At 39.9% G+C, this 19459-nt stretch carries 22 protein-coding genes; 2 read left to right on the top strand and 20 right to left on the bottom strand.

Annotated elements, in window-relative coordinates:
- Window positions 1-124 precede the first annotated feature (124 nt).
- The gene (locus V7124_RS14110; protein ID WP_335490046.1) at window positions 125-1750 is read right to left on the bottom strand and encodes an ATP-binding protein; all 1626 of its coding nucleotides are present in this window, start codon (window positions 1748-1750) and stop codon (window positions 125-127) included.
- Window positions 1751-1966: 216 nt separating this feature from the next.
- Here V7124_RS14110 and V7124_RS14105 point away from each other — a divergent pair, with 216 nt between their 5' ends.
- A complete protein-coding gene (locus V7124_RS14105; protein WP_335490043.1) occupies window positions 1967-2854 on the top strand; it encodes an MBL fold metallo-hydrolase in 888 nt (295 codons plus the stop codon).
- 33 nt (window positions 2855-2887) lie between these two features.
- On the opposite strand, the gene V7124_RS14100 is transcribed toward V7124_RS14105, so the two are convergent.
- The 14 genes from V7124_RS14100 to V7124_RS14035 all read right to left on the bottom strand — a co-directional run bounded on the left by V7124_RS14100 (window position 2888) and on the right by V7124_RS14035 (window position 15337).
- On the bottom strand, window positions 2888-3730 hold the full coding sequence (locus V7124_RS14100; RefSeq protein ID WP_335490041.1) for a DegV family protein: 843 nt from the start codon (window positions 3728-3730) through the stop codon (window positions 2888-2890).
- Between the two features lie 232 nt (window positions 3731-3962).
- Window positions 3963-4964 (bottom strand): hydrogenase expression/formation protein HypE, encoded by a 1002-nt coding sequence (hypE, locus tag V7124_RS14095; protein WP_335490038.1) that lies wholly within the window; start codon window positions 4962-4964, stop codon window positions 3963-3965.
- Entirely contained in the window at window positions 4964-6076 is a 1113-nt protein-coding gene (gene hypD, locus V7124_RS14090; RefSeq protein WP_335408389.1) for a hydrogenase formation protein HypD, read from the bottom strand. Before hypD ends, hypE begins: the two co-directional genes overlap by 1 nt.
- Window positions 6048-6284, bottom strand: coding sequence for a HypC/HybG/HupF family hydrogenase formation chaperone (locus tag V7124_RS14085; protein ID WP_335408280.1), 237 nt, complete (start codon window positions 6282-6284; stop codon window positions 6048-6050). The genes hypD and V7124_RS14085 overlap by 29 nt, the downstream gene beginning before the upstream one ends.
- Complete coding sequence (gene hypF / locus V7124_RS14080) at window positions 6257-8560, bottom strand: carbamoyltransferase HypF (protein WP_335490035.1); 2304 nt, start codon at window positions 8558-8560, stop codon at window positions 6257-6259. Before hypF ends, V7124_RS14085 begins: the two co-directional genes overlap by 28 nt.
- Window positions 8545-9204, bottom strand: a complete 660-nt coding sequence (gene hypB / locus V7124_RS14075; protein WP_335408285.1) for a hydrogenase nickel incorporation protein HypB — start codon at window positions 9202-9204, stop codon at window positions 8545-8547. Before hypB ends, hypF begins: the two co-directional genes overlap by 16 nt.
- A complete protein-coding gene (locus V7124_RS14070) occupies window positions 9201-9560 on the bottom strand; it encodes a hydrogenase maturation nickel metallochaperone HypA/HybF (RefSeq protein ID WP_335490032.1) in 360 nt (119 codons plus the stop codon). Before V7124_RS14070 ends, hypB begins: the two co-directional genes overlap by 4 nt.
- Window positions 9553-9984 carry a hypothetical protein gene (locus tag V7124_RS14065; RefSeq protein ID WP_335490029.1) on the bottom strand — a complete coding sequence of 144 codons (432 nt, stop codon included), beginning with the start codon at window positions 9982-9984 and terminating at the stop codon, window positions 9553-9555. Before V7124_RS14065 ends, V7124_RS14070 begins: the two co-directional genes overlap by 8 nt.
- On the bottom strand, window positions 9971-10465 hold the full coding sequence (locus tag V7124_RS14060) for a HyaD/HybD family hydrogenase maturation endopeptidase (protein ID WP_335408289.1): 495 nt from the start codon (window positions 10463-10465) through the stop codon (window positions 9971-9973). The genes V7124_RS14065 and V7124_RS14060 overlap by 14 nt, the downstream gene beginning before the upstream one ends.
- Window positions 10458-11252: a Ni/Fe-hydrogenase, b-type cytochrome subunit gene (cybH, locus tag V7124_RS14055; RefSeq protein ID WP_335408291.1), complete on the bottom strand. Its 795-nt coding sequence runs from the start codon at window positions 11250-11252 to the stop codon at window positions 10458-10460. Before cybH ends, V7124_RS14060 begins: the two co-directional genes overlap by 8 nt.
- Before the next feature lie 11 nt (window positions 11253-11263).
- Window positions 11264-12985, bottom strand: coding sequence for a nickel-dependent hydrogenase large subunit (locus tag V7124_RS14050; protein WP_335490026.1), 1722 nt, complete (start codon window positions 12983-12985; stop codon window positions 11264-11266).
- Complete coding sequence (locus tag V7124_RS14045) at window positions 12978-14057, bottom strand: hydrogenase small subunit (RefSeq protein WP_335408294.1); 1080 nt, start codon at window positions 14055-14057, stop codon at window positions 12978-12980. Before V7124_RS14045 ends, V7124_RS14050 begins: the two co-directional genes overlap by 8 nt.
- Before the next feature lie 214 nt (window positions 14058-14271).
- Entirely contained in the window at window positions 14272-15018 is a 747-nt protein-coding gene (gene tatC, locus V7124_RS14040) for a twin-arginine translocase subunit TatC (protein ID WP_335408296.1), read from the bottom strand.
- Window positions 15019-15142: 124 nt separating this feature from the next.
- Window positions 15143-15337 carry a twin-arginine translocase TatA/TatE family subunit gene (locus V7124_RS14035; protein ID WP_090757740.1) on the bottom strand — a complete coding sequence of 65 codons (195 nt, stop codon included), beginning with the start codon at window positions 15335-15337 and terminating at the stop codon, window positions 15143-15145.
- Between the two features lie 313 nt (window positions 15338-15650).
- Between V7124_RS14035 and V7124_RS14030 the strand changes: the two genes are divergently transcribed.
- Window positions 15651-15890, top strand: a complete 240-nt coding sequence (locus tag V7124_RS14030) for a hypothetical protein (protein WP_335408298.1) — start codon at window positions 15651-15653, stop codon at window positions 15888-15890.
- A gap of 51 nt (window positions 15891-15941) precedes the next feature.
- Here the strand turns inward: V7124_RS14030 and V7124_RS14025 are convergent, their stop codons facing one another.
- From V7124_RS14025 to V7124_RS14005, 5 genes are all read right to left on the bottom strand, one after another.
- Entirely contained in the window at window positions 15942-16442 is a 501-nt protein-coding gene (locus V7124_RS14025) for a dihydrofolate reductase (protein ID WP_335490024.1), read from the bottom strand.
- Window positions 16439-17242: a thymidylate synthase gene (locus V7124_RS14020; RefSeq protein WP_335408301.1), complete on the bottom strand. Its 804-nt coding sequence runs from the start codon at window positions 17240-17242 to the stop codon at window positions 16439-16441. The genes V7124_RS14025 and V7124_RS14020 overlap by 4 nt, the downstream gene beginning before the upstream one ends.
- 74 nt (window positions 17243-17316) lie before the next feature.
- Window positions 17317-18021: an anthrax toxin lethal factor-related metalloendopeptidase gene (locus V7124_RS14015; RefSeq protein ID WP_335408303.1), complete on the bottom strand. Its 705-nt coding sequence runs from the start codon at window positions 18019-18021 to the stop codon at window positions 17317-17319.
- A 159-nt stretch (window positions 18022-18180) separates the two neighbouring features.
- The gene (locus V7124_RS14010; RefSeq protein ID WP_335408305.1) at window positions 18181-18759 is read right to left on the bottom strand and encodes a TerD family protein; all 579 of its coding nucleotides are present in this window, start codon (window positions 18757-18759) and stop codon (window positions 18181-18183) included.
- A 60-nt stretch (window positions 18760-18819) separates the two neighbouring features.
- Window positions 18820-19446 (bottom strand): TerD family protein, encoded by a 627-nt coding sequence (locus tag V7124_RS14005; RefSeq protein ID WP_335490021.1) that lies wholly within the window; start codon window positions 19444-19446, stop codon window positions 18820-18822.
- Between the last annotated feature and the right edge of the window lie 13 nt (window positions 19447-19459).

Below are 19459 nucleotides of genomic sequence, written 5' to 3'. Positions count from 1 at the left end.
TTCGTGATAAGTGTAACAAAGTTTCATGAAAGAGAAAAGCAATCGGTTTATTAATCGATAACCCCCGTTTTTACTATTGATTTACCCAAAAAACAGGATCGTGCAAATGGCACTATCCTGTTCCTTATTCAATCCACAAGGGAATAAAAACTCTAAAGGTTGTTCCATTTCCTTTTTCACTTATGACATCAATATGCCCCTTCATACTTTCTACAATTTGGTAGCAAACCATTAGACCCATTCCAGTTCCTTTTTCCTTTAGTGAATAAAAAGCCGTACCTAATCTTTCCAATTCATCTGATGACATTCCAATCCCTGTATCTGTCACCTCAAAGACTCCGAACTCTTCCTGTTTATAAATTTTTAAAATTAGTACACCGCCACTTCGCATCGCTTCGATACCATTTTTGACAATATTTATTAATACCTGCTTTAATTCATTGCTATTTCCTTTCAAAACTATTTCACAAGCAAAATCGGTATTTAGCGTAATATTCGGTTTCATTAGCGCAAAAGAACTCATTAAATCCATGACTTTATGAGACAATTCATTCGCATCGACTTTTTCAATTTGGTCAAGGTCAGGTTTTGCGAGCGATAAATAATCATGGATAATTGTTTCAGCTCGGTTCAATTCATCAATCATTAGTTGTACATACATTAATTCTTGTGAACTAAAATTCTCTTTGGCTAGGAAAATTTGCAAAAATCCTCTGACCACTGTCATTGGATTGCGGATTTCATGAGCAACAGATGCTGCGAGCTGCCCAATTGCATTCATTTTTTCTGCCCGCTGCAATTCCTTTTGTATTTTAGTTTTCGCAATGATATTATCCATTTCTTCAATCGCTTCTTCAATTCTGTGCATATTGCTAGGAGTATTAGGATTAGAGCCTAATTCCTTACTCGTATCTGACAGTAGTTCAAACAAAACTGAAAGTTTTTCAGTCATATGATTGAATTTATCACTTAACTCCATCATATCCGCCTGTTCTGTAATGTTAAGCTTTACATTAAAATTTCCTGCACTAACGGAATTAATACCTGAAACGATTTCATGTACGGGTGCTAACGCCTTTTTAAGGCCCCATCTTAATGTAAAATATACGATAATACTCAAGATAAGAAATGAGAAAATGAGATAGAAGGCAATTTTTTCTTGAAAGGTTTCAATAATCGTCGCATTGACATCAACTGCAAAAAGGGCAATCACTTCACCTTTATTATTGATAATCGGGTAGAAGGCAGTGATCCACTTCCCTATCTCATCTCGATAAACTTTGGTATTCGTCGATATCTTCTCTTTTATGGCGGTATTATAGGCTGTAAGAAATTCCGTTTCTGGCTGGTATTGATAAAAGTTATCTAGGCCAAAGGCTTCATAATGCTTTGAAATTGAAATAAAAGTTAATTGATTTTTACTGTTCATTTTTCCATCTATAATAATTCCGCCTAAATAATTTGAGTCTTTATCATTCACCATTGAGACTTGTTCGTTTAGTTTCTTTACATATTGATTGTCCTTATCATGTGAATCTATGGCAAATTGAACATCATTGGGATCAATTGTCGTACTCCAAAGTAAGGCAAGCCCCTTTGCACGATCTACTAATTGACTTTCTAACTGTTTTGTATGAAAAATAAAAGCGAAGCCTGCAGTTGAAATCACAATCATTAAAGTGATGAAAAAAGAAAATAATAATAGCTTACGATATAGTGGCAGATCCTTGAGTTGCTTTTTCTTTGGCATATTCTTTGTCCCTTCGTGTTGATTCTTTCACTTGAAATTCTACAAAATAATCGTTATTCCTTTATTTATTTGAGTAATTTCACAATAAATTTAAATTTACTATCGACTCCTCACGATAAGGCAAGATGGTTTATTGGAACGAGAAGATATGGTATTATGAATGAGTATTCATTTTATAAAACAGAAAATTAAGTCAATTATTTAGAGGTGATAGAAATGAAACAGATTGGTCCGCTTATGATCATTGAAGGTCCAAATGAAAGTAAGGTTCCTTTTTCAAGAAGCTTGTATATTAATAGTAAAGATAAGGTACTCATCGATACTGGGGCAGACCCAACTGAACTTCGGGCATTAGATGATCAGTTTGGAGTGAATTTGATTATTAATACACACTACCACCCGGATCATACGTTGCATAATCATTTATTTAGCAATACTGAAAAATGGATCAACCCATTAGAATTTGAAACGATTCAAACGATTGAAGGAATTGCGAGAGGTAATGGAGTCTACCAAGAATGGGGTCCAGAGGGTGTTGAAGCACTTCGAAAACACCTGCCAAAAGAATGGGTGCAAAACCTTGGGGAAATTTCCGGAACCTATCAATATGAAGACGAATATAATTTTAGCGGTGTCAAGGTTCACTTCCTTCACACGCCTGGACATACAGAGGGTTATACGAGTCCCTACTTTCCAGACCTAGGAGTCGTCTACGTTGGAGATTTCGATATGACATCCTTTGGACCATGGTACTTTGGAACAGATGGGGATATTGATTCATTCATTTCATCAAGTAAACGTTTGCTAGAGTTGGATGTGGATACTTACATCACTGGTCATCAAAAAGGCGTCTTCACGAAGCAAGTTTTTACAGAAGCAATGGGTAAGTTTTTAGCGATTATCGAACAGCGTGATGAAATAATTAAAAAATATATTCGTGAGGGACTGAATTTTGAGGAGCTTACAAGTACCGGAATCTTCTATCCTAAAAAAATTTTAGAAAAGGCTTTGATTCTTAGGACATGGGAACGAAGCGGAATTCGTAAACATTTACAGCGTTTGGGGTATGATGTTCAAGGGTCCGAAATTTTGACGGTAAAATAAGAGGATGGTGCCTCAAAAAGCACCATCCCTGTTTTATTCTGTGTAATACATTAAGGCAAGTGCTCCTGGACCTGCATGTGTGCTAACGATTGAACCTGTATACTCAATTGGAATATCCGAATATCCAGTTAACTCAAAAATCGCATCTTTTATTTTTGATGATAATTCAAACGCTTCGGCATGTGCAATTCCAACACCGGAAATCGTTTTTCCTTTCACATCCTCAGCAAACTGCTTGGCCAAAAATTTTACAACCTGGGTGTAACTGCGAACCTTTGTTACCGGGTTATATTCTGCTCCTTCAAGGGAAGCAATCGGTTTAATATTAAGCAAGGAACCAATAAATGCTCTTCCTTTTCCGATCCTTCCCCCTTTAACTAGGTTTTCTAACGTATCGACCATAATATACAGCTTTGTATTCTCTTGCACTTTTTCAAGACGATGAACGATTTCTTCTATGCTTTTCCCTTGCTTCGCCATTTCAGCCGCTTCTCTAACCTGAAACTGAAGGGCAATCGAAATAAACTTGGAATCAAGCACGGTTACCTTGGTCTTCGTCATTTGTGCCGCACTTTGAGCTGACCGAACCGTTCCGCTCATTTTTCCTGTCATATGTATGGATAATACCTCATATCCTTCTGCACCAATCTGGTCATAAACTTCAAGAAAGGTTCCAGCAGAAGGCTGCGAGCTTTTTGGTAAATTCTCTAAGCTCTTCATCGTTTCAATGAATTCTTTAGGCTGAATATCTACTCGATCGAGGTAGGTTTCTCCATTTATTGAAACAGACAATGGAACCATGACAACACCAAGTTGATCAGCCATCTCCTTTGTCATATCCATAGTAGAATCCGTTACAATCTTAATCTTACTCATTCCCTCACATCCCTAGGCTTACTTCTTTGTATTATACATGTTCTTGATTCTGATATGAAATAATTCCCCCTACTTCTGTAAAATAAATGTGAACAAAATATGCGGAGGCGCCTAGAACACCGGTTTCCTAGCACTTTAACCGTGCTTCATAATCAAGACATTTCACAACCTAAAGAACAGAAAAAAAACATAAAAAATGGCCCCCATTCGGTAAAGTGAATGGGGGCATTTTTTAGCATATTCTCGGAAACATAGTACCTGATAGTCTATTTAATAAGCGTTTTGATCCAAGTGGTGTTTCTAATAGTAATTGTCCTTTTTGTTTTCCTGTAATTGAACCAATAATAACTGCATCCTGTCCCTCTGGAAATTCCCGTATGATATCAAGTACTTTCTCTTTTTCTTCATTAGACACGATGATAATCGCTTTTCCCTCGTTCGCTAGATAAAGCGGATCGAACCCTAACAAGTCACAAACCCCGTGAACTTCTTCTTTTACAGGCAAGTCGATTTCATTTATTTTCATCGTTATATGAAAGTCTTCCGCAATTTCTACAAGGGTTGTTGCTAATCCGCCTCTTGTCGGGTCGCGCATGATTCGCACACCGCCCGAATGATGAAGTACTTCACCTAGCATTCTATTAAGTGAAGCACAATCGCTTTCAATCGGTACCGTGATTCCTAATTCACCCCTGGCTGCCAAGACAGCAACTCCATGGTCGCCAATGGATCCTGTGACAATGATTGCGTCTCCTTCTTCAAATAGTAGACTGCAGCCAATTCCGGATTCATAGATTCCTATACCGGTAGTATTGATATAAACACCATCTGCACTTCCACGTTCGACTACCTTCGTATCTCCTGCGACAATCGACACGCCTGTTTTTCTCGCTTCATTTGCCATATCGGAGACGATTATCTTCAAGTCCGAAATAGAAAACCCCTCTTCTATCACAAACCCACAGGTAAGAAAGGCTGGCTTCGCTCCGCTGACGGCAAGGTCATTGACCGTGCCAGCGACTGCTAATTTACCTATCGATCCACCTGGGAAGAATATCGGTTTTATAACGAACGAGTCTGTCGAAACTGCTATTTGCTGAGATGTCAACGTGATTTCGGCAGCATCGAACATGGCAGCTTTCCCGTCGCCAAATGCTTCCACAAATAAATCACGAATTAAGCGGTGGCTTAGTTCACCGCCATCACCATGTGCTAAATTGATATATTGTTCCATCAGAAACTCTCCCTCATGTATTGATAGTGTGCTGCACAGCTGCCTTCCGCAGAAACCATACATGGGCCGATGGGATTCATTGGCTGGCAGGCTCTACCGAACAGTAAACATTCAGTTGGTGAGATTAACCCACGGATGACCTCACCACAGCGGCATTTTGTTTTTCGAGGTTCGCCAACATGAACAGTGAATCTCTTTTTTGCATTAAATTGATCATATTCCGGCTTCAAATCCAGGCCGCTGTTAGCTATTATACCAATTCCCCGCCAGGCTTCATCACATTCTGTTAAATATTTATCAAACCATTGATGAATCACCTGATTGCCGGTTTTACTAACAACAGCGGGATGGTTGTTTACAATTGCAATTTTTTCGTGTAATGCCAACTCAATACCCTTGTATATGCCAGAGAGGATTTCAGCTGTCTCAAATCCGGTGATGACACCGGAAATACGATATTCATCAACAAGATACTGATAAGAATCTTCCCCCAACACAATGGATACATGCCCTGGTAGCAGGAAGCCGTCCAAATTCACTTCACCCGCATCTAATAAGAAGCGAAGTACTGGTTCAACTAGTTTTGTTGTCATCCAAATAGAGAAGTTAGGGATTTCTCGTTTTTCTGCCTCACCTATCATCAATGTTAGAATGGGAATCGTTGTTTCAAAGCCAACCCCTAGAAAAACCACTTCTTTATCAGGGTTTTCTTCTGCAATCTTAACCGCATCAACGGGAGAATATAAGACACGGATATCCTTGCCAGCAATCTTTGAATCGAGCAATGTTTTATTCGAGCCAGGCACCCTCATCATGTCGCCAAATGTACAAATAATCCTGTCTTCCCCTTCCGCTAGGGCAATCATCGCGTCAATTGATCGTTGATCGGTTACACATACCGGACAGCCCGGTCCCGAAATAAGGTTGACATCTTCCTTTAAACATTGCTTTACGCCCGTTCGAGCTAACGCCATCGTATGGGAACCACATACCTCCATGAAAGCAGGCTTGCGCCCAAATTTTTGCTGAAACTCTTTCGCTTTTTCAATTACAGCTTCAACAAGCGGTTTACAGATTTCTGGGTTATTGGACTGTTTCAGAATTTCGAGCATCAATTAGCTTCCTCCATTCCACCACGCTTTCTCGTGCGTAAGTCTCATCGACAATACTCATCGCCTGCCCGGCATGAACAATGACATAATCTCCAAGCGCGACTTCAGGGACAAAGATTGTTCCAACCGTTGTCTGTGATCCCATCACATCGACAACAGCACTATATTCCATCTTTTTAATTACTTTCGCTGGTACTCCAACACACATTCTTTAACACTCCTTTTTGCTGCGGCAACGACTAGTTGCCCGTAGGATAAGCCACCATCATTGCATGGGACCTTTTTAGAAAAATAAACGTTAAAATTTCGACCCCTTAATTCATGGCTGATTCTTTTTCTTAAATAACGGTTATGAATACTGCCGCCTGATAAAACAACGTCTCTGTTCGTTCCATCTCTATAAACATGTTCCATGGTTGAAACAATCGCTTGGACTACTGTTTCGTGAAACCTGCCGCTAATGTTTGCGGTGTTATTTCCGGCCAATACATCCAAAGCGATATCTTCTATCATTCTTGAAAAATCAATCGTTAAAATATCCTTTTCAAGCAAATTAAACGGGTATGGTTTGTAGATTAAGTTTTCATCAACCAACTCTGCCAAGTGAATGGCAGCTTCCCCATCATAGCTCGATACTTTGGTAACCCCACACAAGGCACTTACGGCATCAAAAAGTCTGCCGCATGTTCCCGCTTGAATGGTGTTAATATTGTTTTCTATCATTCTTTTTAAGATTTCAATTTCTAAAGCTTTTTCTGTAAAAATAGCCTTTGCAAGTTGTAACCCTTTTTCAGCATGTAGCGAGATCAGCATCGCAGCCGCATTCCGCCACGGTTCACGGATGCATTTTTCACTTCCAGGAAGCGGCGTATACTTTAAATGGGCGAGCCTATCAAATTCTGCGCAATCTCCATAGAAGATTTCAAAGCCCCAGATATTCTCATCAAGGCCATATCCCGTGCCATCAAGAATAATCCCAAATGCTTTTCCTTCTATATGATGTTCGTCGAGAACAGCTGCCATATGGGCATGATGGTGCTGGACCTCTAAGACTTCCTTGAACTCATACTCTTTTACAAGTTTCTGAACATGATAGCCAGGATGGGCATCAATGACTGCAACTGATTTAGGTGTATCAATCCATTTTAAGAGATGTTCTAATTCCTGCTGATAGTGCTGGGTGGTCTCGATATTTTCTAAATCGCCTATATGGGGACCAACAAAGATCTGTTCATTCCTGCCAATCGTAAATGTCGTTTTTTGCTGGCCTCCAAACGCCACAATTCCCGATACATCGACAATTGTCGAAAAAGGGTCTGGCACATACCCACGTGATCGCCGTAAAAAATCGATCTCGCCATCATTTATTTGGACAACTGAATCATCAACTGGGTGAAGTATCTCACGATTATGAACTAGATAGTAATCTGCTATTCCATTTAAGTATTGAAATGCTTCCTCATCTTTGTAGAGAATCGGCATACCAGAGGGATTTGCACTTGTCATCACGAGACAAGTTAGCTCTTGGTCAGCAAATAATAAATGGTGCAAAGGGGAATACGGAAGCATCACACCAATCGTTCCCATCCCTGGTGCTACACCTTCTGGGAGTTGATACTGTTTATTTTTCTTCAGTACTAGTATTGGTGATTCTGGACTAGTTACTAATTCCTTCTCCATTACACTTATCTCAGCAAACTCTCGTGCTGCTGTGATTGATGCTGCCATTACCGCAAGCGGTCTGTTAGGACGTCTTTTTCGACTTCTCAATGCCATTACTGCTTCTTGATTTCTGGCATCACATGCCAGGTGATACCCGCCTATTCCTTTTATAGCAACAATTTTTCCTTGTTTTAAGAGTTTAATCGAATCTTTAATCGGACTTACTGAAAATTGTTCATGGCCATTCTGATCAAGCAGCCATACCTTTGGGCCGCATTTCGGGCAAGCAATTGGCTGAGCATGGTGGCGTCGGTTGGTCGGATCATCATATTCCCTTCGGCAATCCTCGCACATTGGAAACAACTTCATAGATGTAAATGGTCGGTCATAGGGTAATTCTTCAATAATCGTGTAGCGCGGTCCGCACTGTGTACAGTTGATAACCGGGTATTGGTACCTGAAATCTTCCGGATCATTCATTTCATTTAAGCACTCATCACAAACAGCAGAGTCAATCGGTATCACGAGCATGGATGTGCCGCTTCGCTCGCTCGGAATAATCCTAAAGTCGTTTACACCAACTAATTCTGTTTCTTGCGCGAGAATCTCATTGATTTTTGATAGCCTTGGTGCTTTATTTTTCAAGTCAGAGAGAAATTGTTGGATTGCCATTGACTCCCCTTCGAGATAAATTTTGACACCGTCCATATTATTCTGAACCGTACCATTCAAAAGGTAAGTGTCAGCGAGCCCAAAGACAAACGGACGGAATCCGACCCCCTGCACTCTGCCTCTGACAGCAACCTTTACGGCTGTACGCATCGCATATATGCTCCTTCAATCCATGAGAACCATTCGTGCAGCCCTTCTTGTGTTCGTGCCGAAAGCGGCAGTAACGTCGACTGTGGATTGATTTCTGATAGGTCTCTCTTTGCTTCATCGACATTAAAATCTAAGTATGGTAATAAATCGATTTTATTTAACAATACCAGCTCAGTACGCATAAACATCTGTGGATATTTCGGGATTTTATCATTGCCTTCTGGAACGCTTAAAACTGCTACTTTATGCTGCTGCCCAAGATCATAGCCTGAAGGGCAGACAAGATTGCCGACATTTTCAATAAATAGAATATCAACTTCATCAAAGTCAAATTCACTGAGTGTTGCAGCAATCATTCTGGCGTCGAGGTGACAGCCTCCGTGGGTATTGATTTGAACGGCTTTTGCCCCCATGGCACGAATACGATCGGCATCTCTTTCAGTAGCAAGATCCCCCTCAATGACAGCTATCCGATACTTTCCTGACAGTTCACGAACGGTTTCCTCGAGCAAAGTCGTTTTGCCGGCACCAGGAGAACTCATCAAGTTAATAACTAAGGTTTTTGTACTCGTGAACAGCTCTCGATTAAACTCTGCTGCTATATTGTTGTTGGTTAAAACATCTGTTCTTAGTGCTACCTTCATCTTAAATTGCTCCCTTCGTATGATAGAATTTGGAATGTTTCGCCTGCAAGCACCTTTCCTGAAGGAATATGGCAGTTTGGACAGAGCGCTATTTTCAAATCAGGACGATATTCCTGCCCACATAACACACAAGCAGCCTTTGCTTCCTCGATATGAATGACCAATTCAGCATTTTCAGTAAAAAGATGAAGATTTTGGTCGCGAAAGATATCAAAAGCCATTCTAAGTGCGTCTGGCATTGCATTTGAAATTTCCCCAACAATTAATTCTATTTTTTCGATTTTTTTAATCCCTCTAGTTTCTGCATCTTCATGAACAAGTTGAAGGATATCGCCCATTAATGCCATTTCATGCATGAAAATCACCCTTCAAAAATCCAATATGGTAGATTTGATCCTTTTTTTTCAATGGCAGTGGTAGTAAAGGTAGGTCACCAGTATTACTCTTAAAATTGAATTCTTTTTGACAATTCAAACATTTTCCACTTGAATATAGTGTTGAAAAGGTAATAATATGCGAACATACAGGACAAATACCATTCCATGCCTGCATGTTCGTTTCATGAAAAACAAAGATCATCGCTTTTCCTTGAAAAAATTTCATTTCAAGGCTGCTAGTCATTTCAGTTTCTTTCAAAACCGGAACCCAGGTTATACCCAGTGCCCTGTCTGCTGCACCCTCGATTTTCTCCAAATCATCTTGAATAAAAGGTTCATAGACTGACTTTACCGTTTGGAAGAAGCCATCGCCCATTTCTTTAAAGAAATCAAGCCGTTTCATAAGCTGCTCTCCAAACATTCACTTGATTAATGACCACATCTTTAAGCTCAACCAACTTTTTCTCGTTGGTTTCGGTTAATTCGACTCCTAATTCAAGGGAGGAAGGCTGCATTCCATACATAACAATCTGCTTCGGATATCGCTCTCTTAATTTTGCAGCCATTAAGACCTCTTGGAAGCCCATCTGATGTACCGACATCTTTATACCAAAATAAGCAGGTATTTCATCCCCCACTAATGTGATAATGGTTCCTGGTTGTTCCCCAGCATTTATGGCGTCAATAATGATTAAATTTTCCGCATCCTCAACCGGACCCAGCAAACGCATCCCATCAGTCAAACCTTCAATGATTTCGATATTTTCGAAGCCCTTTAATTCTTCTTCTACTAACGGCAAAACGTGGATGCCAACACCCTCATCCGAAAAGAGGGTGTTGCCAATCCCAAGAATCGTAATCTTTGGTTCTTGTAATCTAGTCATTATTCTTTTCACCAACTGACTTATTCGTAGTTGTTTTATATCCGGTAAACATCGAGGAAATACAGCCATTCCGATCAAGATAGTCATCACGGAATGCTAAATAAACATGAATGACCGTAAATAACAGGAAGCCCCACATTCCTATGTGATGCCACGAGCGGACGGTGAAGCTGTCGCCGCCGAAAACATATGGCACCCAGAAAAATAGACTTCCCCAGAAGGACTCTGGCTGCGGCTCAAAGTACATATAGAAACCGGTTAGCATAACGATCCATGAGCACAATCCGATAAAAATCCAGTAACTTAACTGTGCCAATGGATTATGACCGACATAGTGCGGCTTTTTATTTGGTAAGAATAAATAAAACTTAACGGCTTCATATACTTCCTTAACAAAAATCCATCTAAATGGGTTCGATGTCGCAAATTTATTTCCCACAAAGCTCCAATACAAACGGTACATAAGGTTAATCACAAAGATAAAGGCGAAAAAGAAATGAATATATCTCGCCCAGCCCATTAAATTCGAATAATAGGCTTCTTCCGGGATAATCGCGGCGGTCATTGGTTTGCCAATATAGATGCCTGTAACCGTCAAGGCAATGATTGCCAGCATATTGACCCAATGCCAGATTCTTACCGGCAGTTCCCATACATATGCTCTCACTTCATTTTTTACTGGCTTATAAACAATTGGCCGTTCTTGGTGAAACGTATTCTCACAGTTCGGTTCAAGATTTATGTCAGGTGGATTCGGCCCGCGATATGGTAATTTTGGTGCAGCCATTTATTTCACCCCTAACCCAAACGGATTTCTGTCGTATTGTTCGTTTCCAAATCTGTTAAGTGAACGGCACATGCAAGACATGGATCAAATGAGTGAATAATGCGCATAATTTCTAAAGGCTGGTGTTTATCGAGCATTTGTGTTCCGATTAGAGCGGCTTCATAGGCGCCAATTTTGTTTTTAGCGTCCCTGGGTGAAGCGTTCCAAGTCGATGGAACAACGGCTTGGTAATTCTCTGTTTTTCCATCCTTTATATCAATCCAATGCCCAAGTGCACCGCGTGGAGCTTCTATCCAGCCCACTCCCTTAGCACGTTCTGGCCATGTGCTTGGCTCCCACTTGGTTCGGTCAAATGTAACTTGGTTGCCACCCTTAATATTTTTTAAGAGTTTATCCATATCATCTCTAAGCCAGCCTGAAATGAGTTTTGTTTCAAGACCACGAGCAACCGTACGTCCAAGCGCTGATTGCAAGGCAGATACTGGTAGTTCAAGCTTTTTCAACGTATCATCGACAATATTGACGATTTCTTCTCTTCCTGATGCATAACCAACCATCATCCTTGCTAATGGACCGGTTTCCATTGGATGACCTTTCCAACGTGGTGCTTTCAGCCAGCTATACTCTTTTTCGGTATCCAATGTTTTAAACGGAGCTTTCGGGCCTGTGTAATCAAAGGTTGTTTCACCATCAAATGGATGCTTCCCTTTACCAGCACGTTTTCCGTCATAGGTATACCAAGAATGATCAATAAATTCCTGAACATGCTTAGGGTCCTTCAAATCAACATCTAATACTTCCTTAAGGTTTCCATTCAGGACAATACCTCTTGGCATTCTGTATAGCTTTGTATCGTAAATATCCCCGGTCGAGAAATCACCATAGCAAAGGTAATTGTTTATGCCGCCGCCATACGTCCAGTCCTTGTAGAAGGAACCAATTGCCAGTAAATCAGGAATATATACTTGGTTGACAAATTGTTGTGCTTCATCTATTAGCCGGGAAACGTGCATTAATCGTTCAGCATGAATCCCATTATCACTATCAATATCAAGCGGTGTTGCCATGCCGCCAACTACATAATGTGGGTGTGGATTTTTCCCGCCGAAAATGGTATGGATTTTAACAATTTCTTTTTGCCAATCTAAAGCCTCTAAATAGTGAGCAACGGCGAGCAGGTTTACTTCTGGCGGCAGCTTGTAAGCCTTATGGCCCCAATAGCCATTAGCGAAAATACCTAATTGCCCGCTGGCCACCAATTTCTTCACTTTATTTTGTACATCCGTAAAATAGCCTGGTGATGATTTTGGCCAGCTTGAAATTGATTGGGCAATCCTCGATGTTTCAGCTGGATCCGCGTTTGTGGCGCTCACAACATCGACCCAGTCTAATGCGTGCAAGTGATAGAAATGGACAACATGGTCATGAACAAACTGGGCTTCGTTCATAATATCCCGAATTAACTGAGCATTTCTTGGGATTTTAATTTGCAGTGCGTCTTCGACAGAACGAATGGACGCCAGCGCATGCGTGGTTGTACAAACACCGCAAATCCGTTGAACATATGCCCAAACATCACGCGGGTCTCGGTCTCTTACAATTAGTTCGAGTCCACGGACAGATGTTCCAGAACTAAATGCATCTTTAATGACACCGTTTTCATCAACATCTACTTCAACACGAAGATGTCCTTCTATTCTCGTAATCGGATCAACAACTATTCGTTCACTCATGTTCTGCACCTCGTTTGTCATCAATCTTTTTCTTAATTACCGTTCCAGTTGCATGGACGGCAATTCCTGCGGTTGTTGCTCCAATAACAGCTAAGCCGACCGTATCTGGATTAATCGTTGTTTGTGTTCCTGGGATTTTCGCCCTCCGTGTATAGAACGGTCCATTATCCCAGAAGTTCTGTTCCGAGCAGCCAATACACGGATTACCTGATTGGATTGGATAGCTAACACCGCCATTCCAACGCATTTCTGCACAGGAGTTATAAGTGGTTGGTCCTTTACAGCCAACCTTGTATAAACAATACCCTTGCTTGGCCCCTTCATCATCAAACGATTCAACAAAAAGCCCTGCGTCAAAATACGCACGTCGATTGCATTTATCATGAATACGATGACGGTAAAAGGCTTTAGGACGGCCAAAATGGTCTAATTCTGGTAACTTTCCGAATGTGATAATATGTGCGATAACACCTGTCATGACCTCTGCAATTGGCGGACAGCCAGGAACAAGGATGGTTGGAGTATCTTTTACAAAACTAGTAACAGGCTTTGCGCCAGTTGGGTTCGGATGTGCTGCAGCAATACCTCCCCAAGATGAGCATGACCCATATGCGATAATAGCTTGAGCTCCTGCTGCCATCTCAAGGAATGTCTCTTTTGCTGACACGCCGCCAGCGGTTGAGAAGGCACCGTCATCAGGTATACTACCTTCCACGGCAAGGATAAATTCACCATGATAATCTTTTAAAACCTGTTTCATCGCTGCTTCTGCTTGGTGTCCAGATGGTGCGGATAATACTTCGGAGTATTCGAGTGATATCATTTCTAGCAAGACGTTTTCTGTTTTTGGCTGTGATGAGCGAATAAATGATTCTGAACAGCCTGTGCAGTCTTGGAACTGCAGCCAAACCACCGGTACTCTCTTTTTAATTTCCATTGCTTTAACCACTTGATCAGACTGAGTATAGTCCAACCCTAACGTGGCTGCTAATGCCGTACACATCTTGAGGAAGTCACGCCGGCTAACTCCATGGTCGATAGCCGCTTCATACACGGTTTTCTGTCTCTTCATCCGTTTCCCCTCCATATACCATAAATGGTAAAAACATGATTTCAAGAAAATTGTAGTATAAATCGACGACCTTCGTCCTGAATTTTCAAAAAAATACACAAAGATTCCTTAACTGTATTGTTAATGTTTTTTTAATAGAAAAGTTGGAAATATTATTTTTCACAAAAAAAAGCCTGCAGAGAATTGAATCTCTGAGGGCCTTTATCGCTTTATTTTATGCTTCTTCTGCAAACTCCTCTTCTTGTTCCTGGAGCTTTTTCATTCTTTTTTTATAGACAATCTTTGATAAGTTAATAGAGATTTCATATAGTAATAACAATGGCAACGTCACTACAAAATCCGACATAAAATCTGGAGGTGTAATAACAATCGCAATCAGGATTAATACGAAATAAGCATATTTTCGAATTTTTGCTAAAACAAATGGATTAATAATCCCTAATGAAGTTAGGAACATCACGACCGCTGGCAGTTCGAACAATACACCAAACGGAAGGGTCATATTCAAAATAAAGCGGAAATATCGATCAGCTGTAAAATTCGTTACAAACATTTCTGCTCCCATGTTAACTAAAAACTCGAGTACCATCGGGAAGATAACAAAATAACCAAATGCCAGTCCAACTATAAATAAAATAAATAGTGCTGGAATATAGGATAGAGTTATTTTCCTTTCAAGCGGTTTAAGTGCCGGCTTGACGAACATCCATAACTGGCTTGCTAGCACTGGAATGGTTCCTGCAATCGCAATAACAGTCGCAATCATGAAGTAGACCCAAATGATATCGCTCGGTCCAAGGACGATTAATTTAACATCAAGATCACGAACCAGCCAACTATAAATATCGGTAACATAAATAAATCCGACAATGAAAAAAGCTACAAATGCAATTGCAGAGATAATAATTCGTTTTCGCAATTCATCTAAATGATCAACTAATTGTAATTCTTTATCTTCCATGTAATTCCCCTGCCAATTTCAAAGGTTGAAAATGTTTTGTTTAAGAGTAAGTACGTTTACCACCATTTAAATAGTCAAAAAGACCAATGAAGAAAAAAAGGTGCAAGAATGAATCTTACACCTTTTATTTTGTCAATTTTTGCTTTTCCTCTTCAACGTCCTTCATTACATCGTCTGTAAGCTCACGAGTTGACTTTTTGAACTCCTTTAATGTTTGTCCGAATGCACGACCGATTTCAGGTAGCTTCTTAGGTCCGAAGATGATAAGCGCTAGAGTTAAGATAAGGATTAATCCTGGAATTCCAATATTTGAGAACATTCATATACATCCCCTTTAGTTAATTATCTTTCTACTACGATTATAGTACTGATATACTTTTTTGCGTTGAAAAATCGAAATAATTCATATTAATTTCACATAATCCTGAAAAACTACAAAAGTGTGATATTTAGCATTTATTTTTTCCGTATTACACTTAACAATTTATCAAGAACAACCTTTAAAGTCAATGTAAATTCTTTTGTCAAATTGTATAAATATTTTGACAATTAGGTGTTTATTCGTTTATAATTTCATCAACAGTAACATATACTAATTTAAACTTAAATTTAGTTGAATGGATGTGATGAAGATGGAATTTTCACTCAGTAGTTTTGATGGAGCCTTGCCAGTAGAAGTCACCATCGATGAGGATAATGGAAGGTACATGATTCGTAAAAGTGATCGAAGCGGTGAATACTTTAATAGCCCCACCGAATTAATTCAATGGGTGAAAGCACATTTTCATGAGGAAGACTTCTGCCATCCAGATGAATTCAGAGGAATGCTTGATAAACTAGCTGATTATGAATTAAATGGGTCATACTTTTAAAAAAGCAAGAAGCATCGGCAGCGATGCTTCTTTTCTTGTGAATGCAGCCGTTTAATGGCTGCCTTTTAAAATACGATCATAAATTCTATATTCATACTTATAAGGGTTTTTTTCGTCTTTTATTCCTTTTTCACTGGAAACAAACTCCCAGTCACGTTCGTTGAAATCAGGGAAATAGGTATCACCTTCAAACTCTTCGTATATATGTGTTATGTAAAGACGATCGGCAAAGGCAAAGGTCTCTTTGAAAATTTCTGCCCCGCCAATTACGAAGATTTCTTCCTCTTGATTTCTGCAATATTCTACAAATTCCTCAATCGAGTAGAAAATTGTCACATTATCGCTGTCGTAATCTAATTGACGGGTAATCACGATATTTTCTCTGCCCGGGAGAGCTCTGCCAATGGATTCATGCGTTTTTCTTCCCATTGCAATCGGGTGACCCATTGTTGTTCTTTTGAAGAACTTTAAATCCTCTGGTAAATGCCATGGCAATTGATTATCCTTGCCAATGACTTTATTTTCATCCATTGCTACAATAAAAGAAATCATACCGAGACCACGCCTTTAATATGTGGATGTGGATCATAACCTTCTAAAATGAAATCTTCAAATGCAAATGAGAAAATATCCTTCACATTTGGATTAATTTTCATTTTTGGTACTGAACGAGGCTCCCTGCTCAATTGCAAATTTACTTGTTCCAGATGATTTTGATAAATATGAACGTCACCAAAGGTGTGTACAAATTCGCCTGGCTCCAAATCACATACCTGTGCAATCATCATTGTCAGTAGTGCATAAGAGGCAATATTGAACGGTACGCCAAGAAAAACATCCGCTGATCGTTGGTACAAATGACAGGATAGTTTACCATCTGATACGTAAAATTGGAACAAGCAATGACATGGTGCCAATGCCATTTTATCAATTTCCGCTACATTCCAAGCATTTACAATGAGTCTTCTTGAGTTAGGATTATTTTTGATTTGATCAATTAAATCACTAATTTGGTCCACTGTTGTTCCATCTGCACCAGTCCATGAACGCCATTGATGTCCGTAAACCGGTCCTAATTCTCCGTTTTCGTCGGCCCACTCATTCCAGATGCGCACTCCATTTTCCTGCAGGTAGCGGACATTGGTATCCCCATTTAAAAACCAAAGCAATTCATAGATAATGGATTTTAAATGAAGCTTTTTGGTCGTTAATAATGGAAAGCCTTCCTGTAAGTCAAATCTCATTTGGTATCCAAAGGTACTAATCGTTCCGGTTCCGGTACGATCCCCTTTTTCATGTCCATTCTTCAAAACATGCTCGCATAGCTCTAAATATTGCTTCAACTTTGCCACTCCCTTGTCAGTCTCCATATTTTTTCATTTTATCAAAACATGACGACAAAGCATAGGTTAGAATGTCATAAAAATTAATTTAAACTTTTAATGAATGCAAATGTCTCTGGTGCTATAACCTGTAATTGTTCGTTCGTGTCTTCATTTAAGTAATACATGGCAAAGGCTTCAGCAAAGTACTCTTCTGCATGCAGGATAAAATAGGAGTTCCCAGGGAACATTTTTCCTCTCTCCTCCTCCCAAACCAATTGAAACTTTCTACTTTTACTTATATTTTGATAGACGAGACTGTCAATTGAATGGGCAAGTTCATGAAGTTCTAAGTTGACGGAGCCGTGTCCTTTCCCTTTTTCACTGTGACCAATTTTGACCAAAACTACTTGTGAGCCGCCAATACCAGGTACTTCATCCCACGTTGTTTGTGAGTGATAGCCTCTTGGTATCTGTCCTGCTAGATAGCGGGCTGTACGGTTATCCGTTAATTTTCCTGTAAAGAGTTTAAGTATAATGCCTTGGTTATTGCTTTTTATCAAAAGAGTTTCTGGTAATTGACCAATTCGATTTATAATCGCAGCAGCTTCTTTTTCGTCAAAAAGGGTTTTTGGTAATTCGATCATTTGGTTTAGTGATTCAAGGGATGAATCTGTATTTAAAAGTTGATAGAGTTCAGAGTTTCTCGGATAATCCGCTAACAAAACGCTGTCAAATGAGGCTTGCGAGGTAGTAATCATCGATAGTAACAATCCGGCAATAATGGAGGAAACAACCCATTTACGCATATTATCATCCTCCTAGTAAATCAAATACTTACTAGAATTATAACATGGTAGAAGGGTTGTAAAATTGGTGAGTTAAAGGGTTTAGTGGCGGAAATTACTATTTTTCAGTTCCAAAAACGCAAAGAAAAGCTGCCAAGTTAGCAGCTTTTCTTTAATTATCTATACTTCTAGACCATAATTCCGACAAAGTGCGGCTAGACCGCCTGAAAATCCACTGCCGATAGCATTGAATTTCCATTCACCGTTGTGACGATAGAGCTCACAAATGACGACTGCTGTTTCAACTGAAAAATCCTCACCTAGATCGAAGCGAAGAATTTCACGATTAGTTTCTTCATCAAAAAGCCTAGCAAACGCATTGGATACTTGTCCAAAGTTTTGATTTCGGGAGTCTGCATCGTGAATTGTCACCGAAATTGCAATCCGATGGACATGAGCCGGAACCTTGTTGAATTCAATCCTGATTTGTTCGTCATCCCCGTCGCCTTCACCTGTGCGATTATCTCCCGTATGCTCGACACCGCCAGAGGCATGAACTAAATTATTATAGAAAATAAAGTCTAAGTCCTGAGTAACTCGTCCGTTCGCGTCTGTTAAAAATGCAGATGCGTCAAGATCGAAGTCCTGTCCGCCAGAATAGCGGTTTGTATCCCAACCAAGACCAATCACTGCCTTTGTTAGGCCAGGATTTGTTTTTGTTAAATCAATTCTTTGTCCCTTAGATAAATTAATTCCCAATTATCTCACCTCTTCGCCAAACTTTCTATAGCAAGGAACAAGTATGCTTGTTCCTAAAAATTATGAATAAGAACGAACTACTTCACTTAAGCTAGCAGCGTTTGTGCCAGTTCCAACAGCGCCGAATTTCCACTCTGTGTTGTGACGGTAAATTTCCCCAACCACTAAAGATGTATTACCATTATAATCATCTGAAAGATTATAACGAATCAATTCATTATTGTTTGATGGATTAACCACACGAATAAACGCATTACGAATCATCCCGAAATGCTGCTTTCTTTTAACACAATCATAGATGTTAACGACAAATACAAGCTTTTGAACGCTTGCTGGAACACGGCTTAAATCGACCATCACTTGCTCGTCGTCACCGTCTCCGTCACCTGTTAAGTTGTCACCAGAGTGCTGAACGCTACCATCATTACTCTTTAAATTACCAAAATAAATGACATCTTTATTGTTTTGAATTCTATCATTTGCACCAAGCATAATGACGGATGCATCACAGTCTATATTAGCACCGCCACCTGCTCCGCCGCCACCAAATAATCCACCGAAGAGACCGCCGCCTCCGCTTTTACCTGTTTGAACTGGATCCCAGCCCAAACCTACTAAGATTTTAGAAAGCCCTGGGTTCCCTTTTGTTAAATCTACTCTTTGACCTTTTTGTAAGCTAATAGCCAAATCATTCACCTCA

The sequence above is a fragment of the Neobacillus niacini genome (assembly GCF_036961885.1).
GTDB classification, from domain to species: Bacteria; Bacillota; Bacilli; order Bacillales; family Cytobacillaceae; genus Neobacillus; species Neobacillus niacini_H.
The sequence above is the reverse complement of the archived record's forward strand: the minus strand, read 5'-3'. Positions and strand labels throughout refer to the sequence as shown.

Excerpts from the sequence above, each read along its gene's own strand:
- V7124_RS14015 (WP_335408303.1), bottom strand. The coding sequence starts at position 18,021 with ATGCGTAAATGGGTTGTTTCCTCCATTATTGCCGGATTGTTACTATCG.
- V7124_RS14035 (WP_090757740.1), bottom strand. The coding sequence starts at position 15,337 with ATGTTCTCAAATATTGGAATTCCAGGATTAATCCTTATCTTAACTCTA.
- V7124_RS14100 (WP_335490041.1), bottom strand. The coding sequence starts at position 3,730 with ATGAGTAAGATTAAGATTGTAACGGATTCTACTATGGATATGACAAAG.
- V7124_RS14025 (WP_335490024.1), bottom strand. The coding sequence starts at position 16,442 with ATGATTTCTTTTATTGTAGCAATGGATGAAAATAAAGTCATTGGCAAG.
- V7124_RS14045 (WP_335408294.1), bottom strand. The coding sequence starts at position 14,057 with ATGAAGAGACAGAAAACCGTGTATGAAGCGGCTATCGACCATGGAGTT.
- V7124_RS14050 (WP_335490026.1), bottom strand. The coding sequence starts at position 12,985 with ATGAGTGAACGAATAGTTGTTGATCCGATTACGAGAATAGAAGGACAT.
- V7124_RS14110 (WP_335490046.1), bottom strand. The coding sequence starts at position 1,750 with ATGCCAAAGAAAAAGCAACTCAAGGATCTGCCACTATATCGTAAGCTA.
- cybH (WP_335408291.1), bottom strand. The coding sequence starts at position 11,252 with ATGGCTGCACCAAAATTACCATATCGCGGGCCGAATCCACCTGACATA.
- hypB (WP_335408285.1), bottom strand. The coding sequence starts at position 9,204 with ATGAAGGTAGCACTAAGAACAGATGTTTTAACCAACAACAATATAGCA.
- tatC (WP_335408296.1), bottom strand. The coding sequence starts at position 15,018 with ATGGAAGATAAAGAATTACAATTAGTTGATCATTTAGATGAATTGCGA.
- V7124_RS14070 (WP_335490032.1), bottom strand. The coding sequence starts at position 9,560 with ATGCATGAAATGGCATTAATGGGCGATATCCTTCAACTTGTTCATGAA.
- V7124_RS14105 (WP_335490043.1), top strand. The coding sequence starts at position 1,967 with ATGAAACAGATTGGTCCGCTTATGATCATTGAAGGTCCAAATGAAAGT.
- hypD (WP_335408389.1), bottom strand. The coding sequence starts at position 6,076 with ATGCTCGAAATTCTGAAACAGTCCAATAACCCAGAAATCTGTAAACCG.
- V7124_RS14030 (WP_335408298.1), top strand. The coding sequence starts at position 15,651 with ATGGAATTTTCACTCAGTAGTTTTGATGGAGCCTTGCCAGTAGAAGTC.
- V7124_RS14060 (WP_335408289.1), bottom strand. The coding sequence starts at position 10,465 with ATGACTAGATTACAAGAACCAAAGATTACGATTCTTGGGATTGGCAAC.
- V7124_RS14065 (WP_335490029.1), bottom strand. The coding sequence starts at position 9,984 with ATGAAACGGCTTGATTTCTTTAAAGAAATGGGCGATGGCTTCTTCCAA.
- V7124_RS14085 (WP_335408280.1), bottom strand. The coding sequence starts at position 6,284 with ATGTGTGTTGGAGTACCAGCGAAAGTAATTAAAAAGATGGAATATAGT.
- hypF (WP_335490035.1), bottom strand. The coding sequence starts at position 8,560 with ATGCGTACAGCCGTAAAGGTTGCTGTCAGAGGCAGAGTGCAGGGGGTC.
- hypE (WP_335490038.1), bottom strand. The coding sequence starts at position 4,964 with ATGGAACAATATATCAATTTAGCACATGGTGATGGCGGTGAACTAAGC.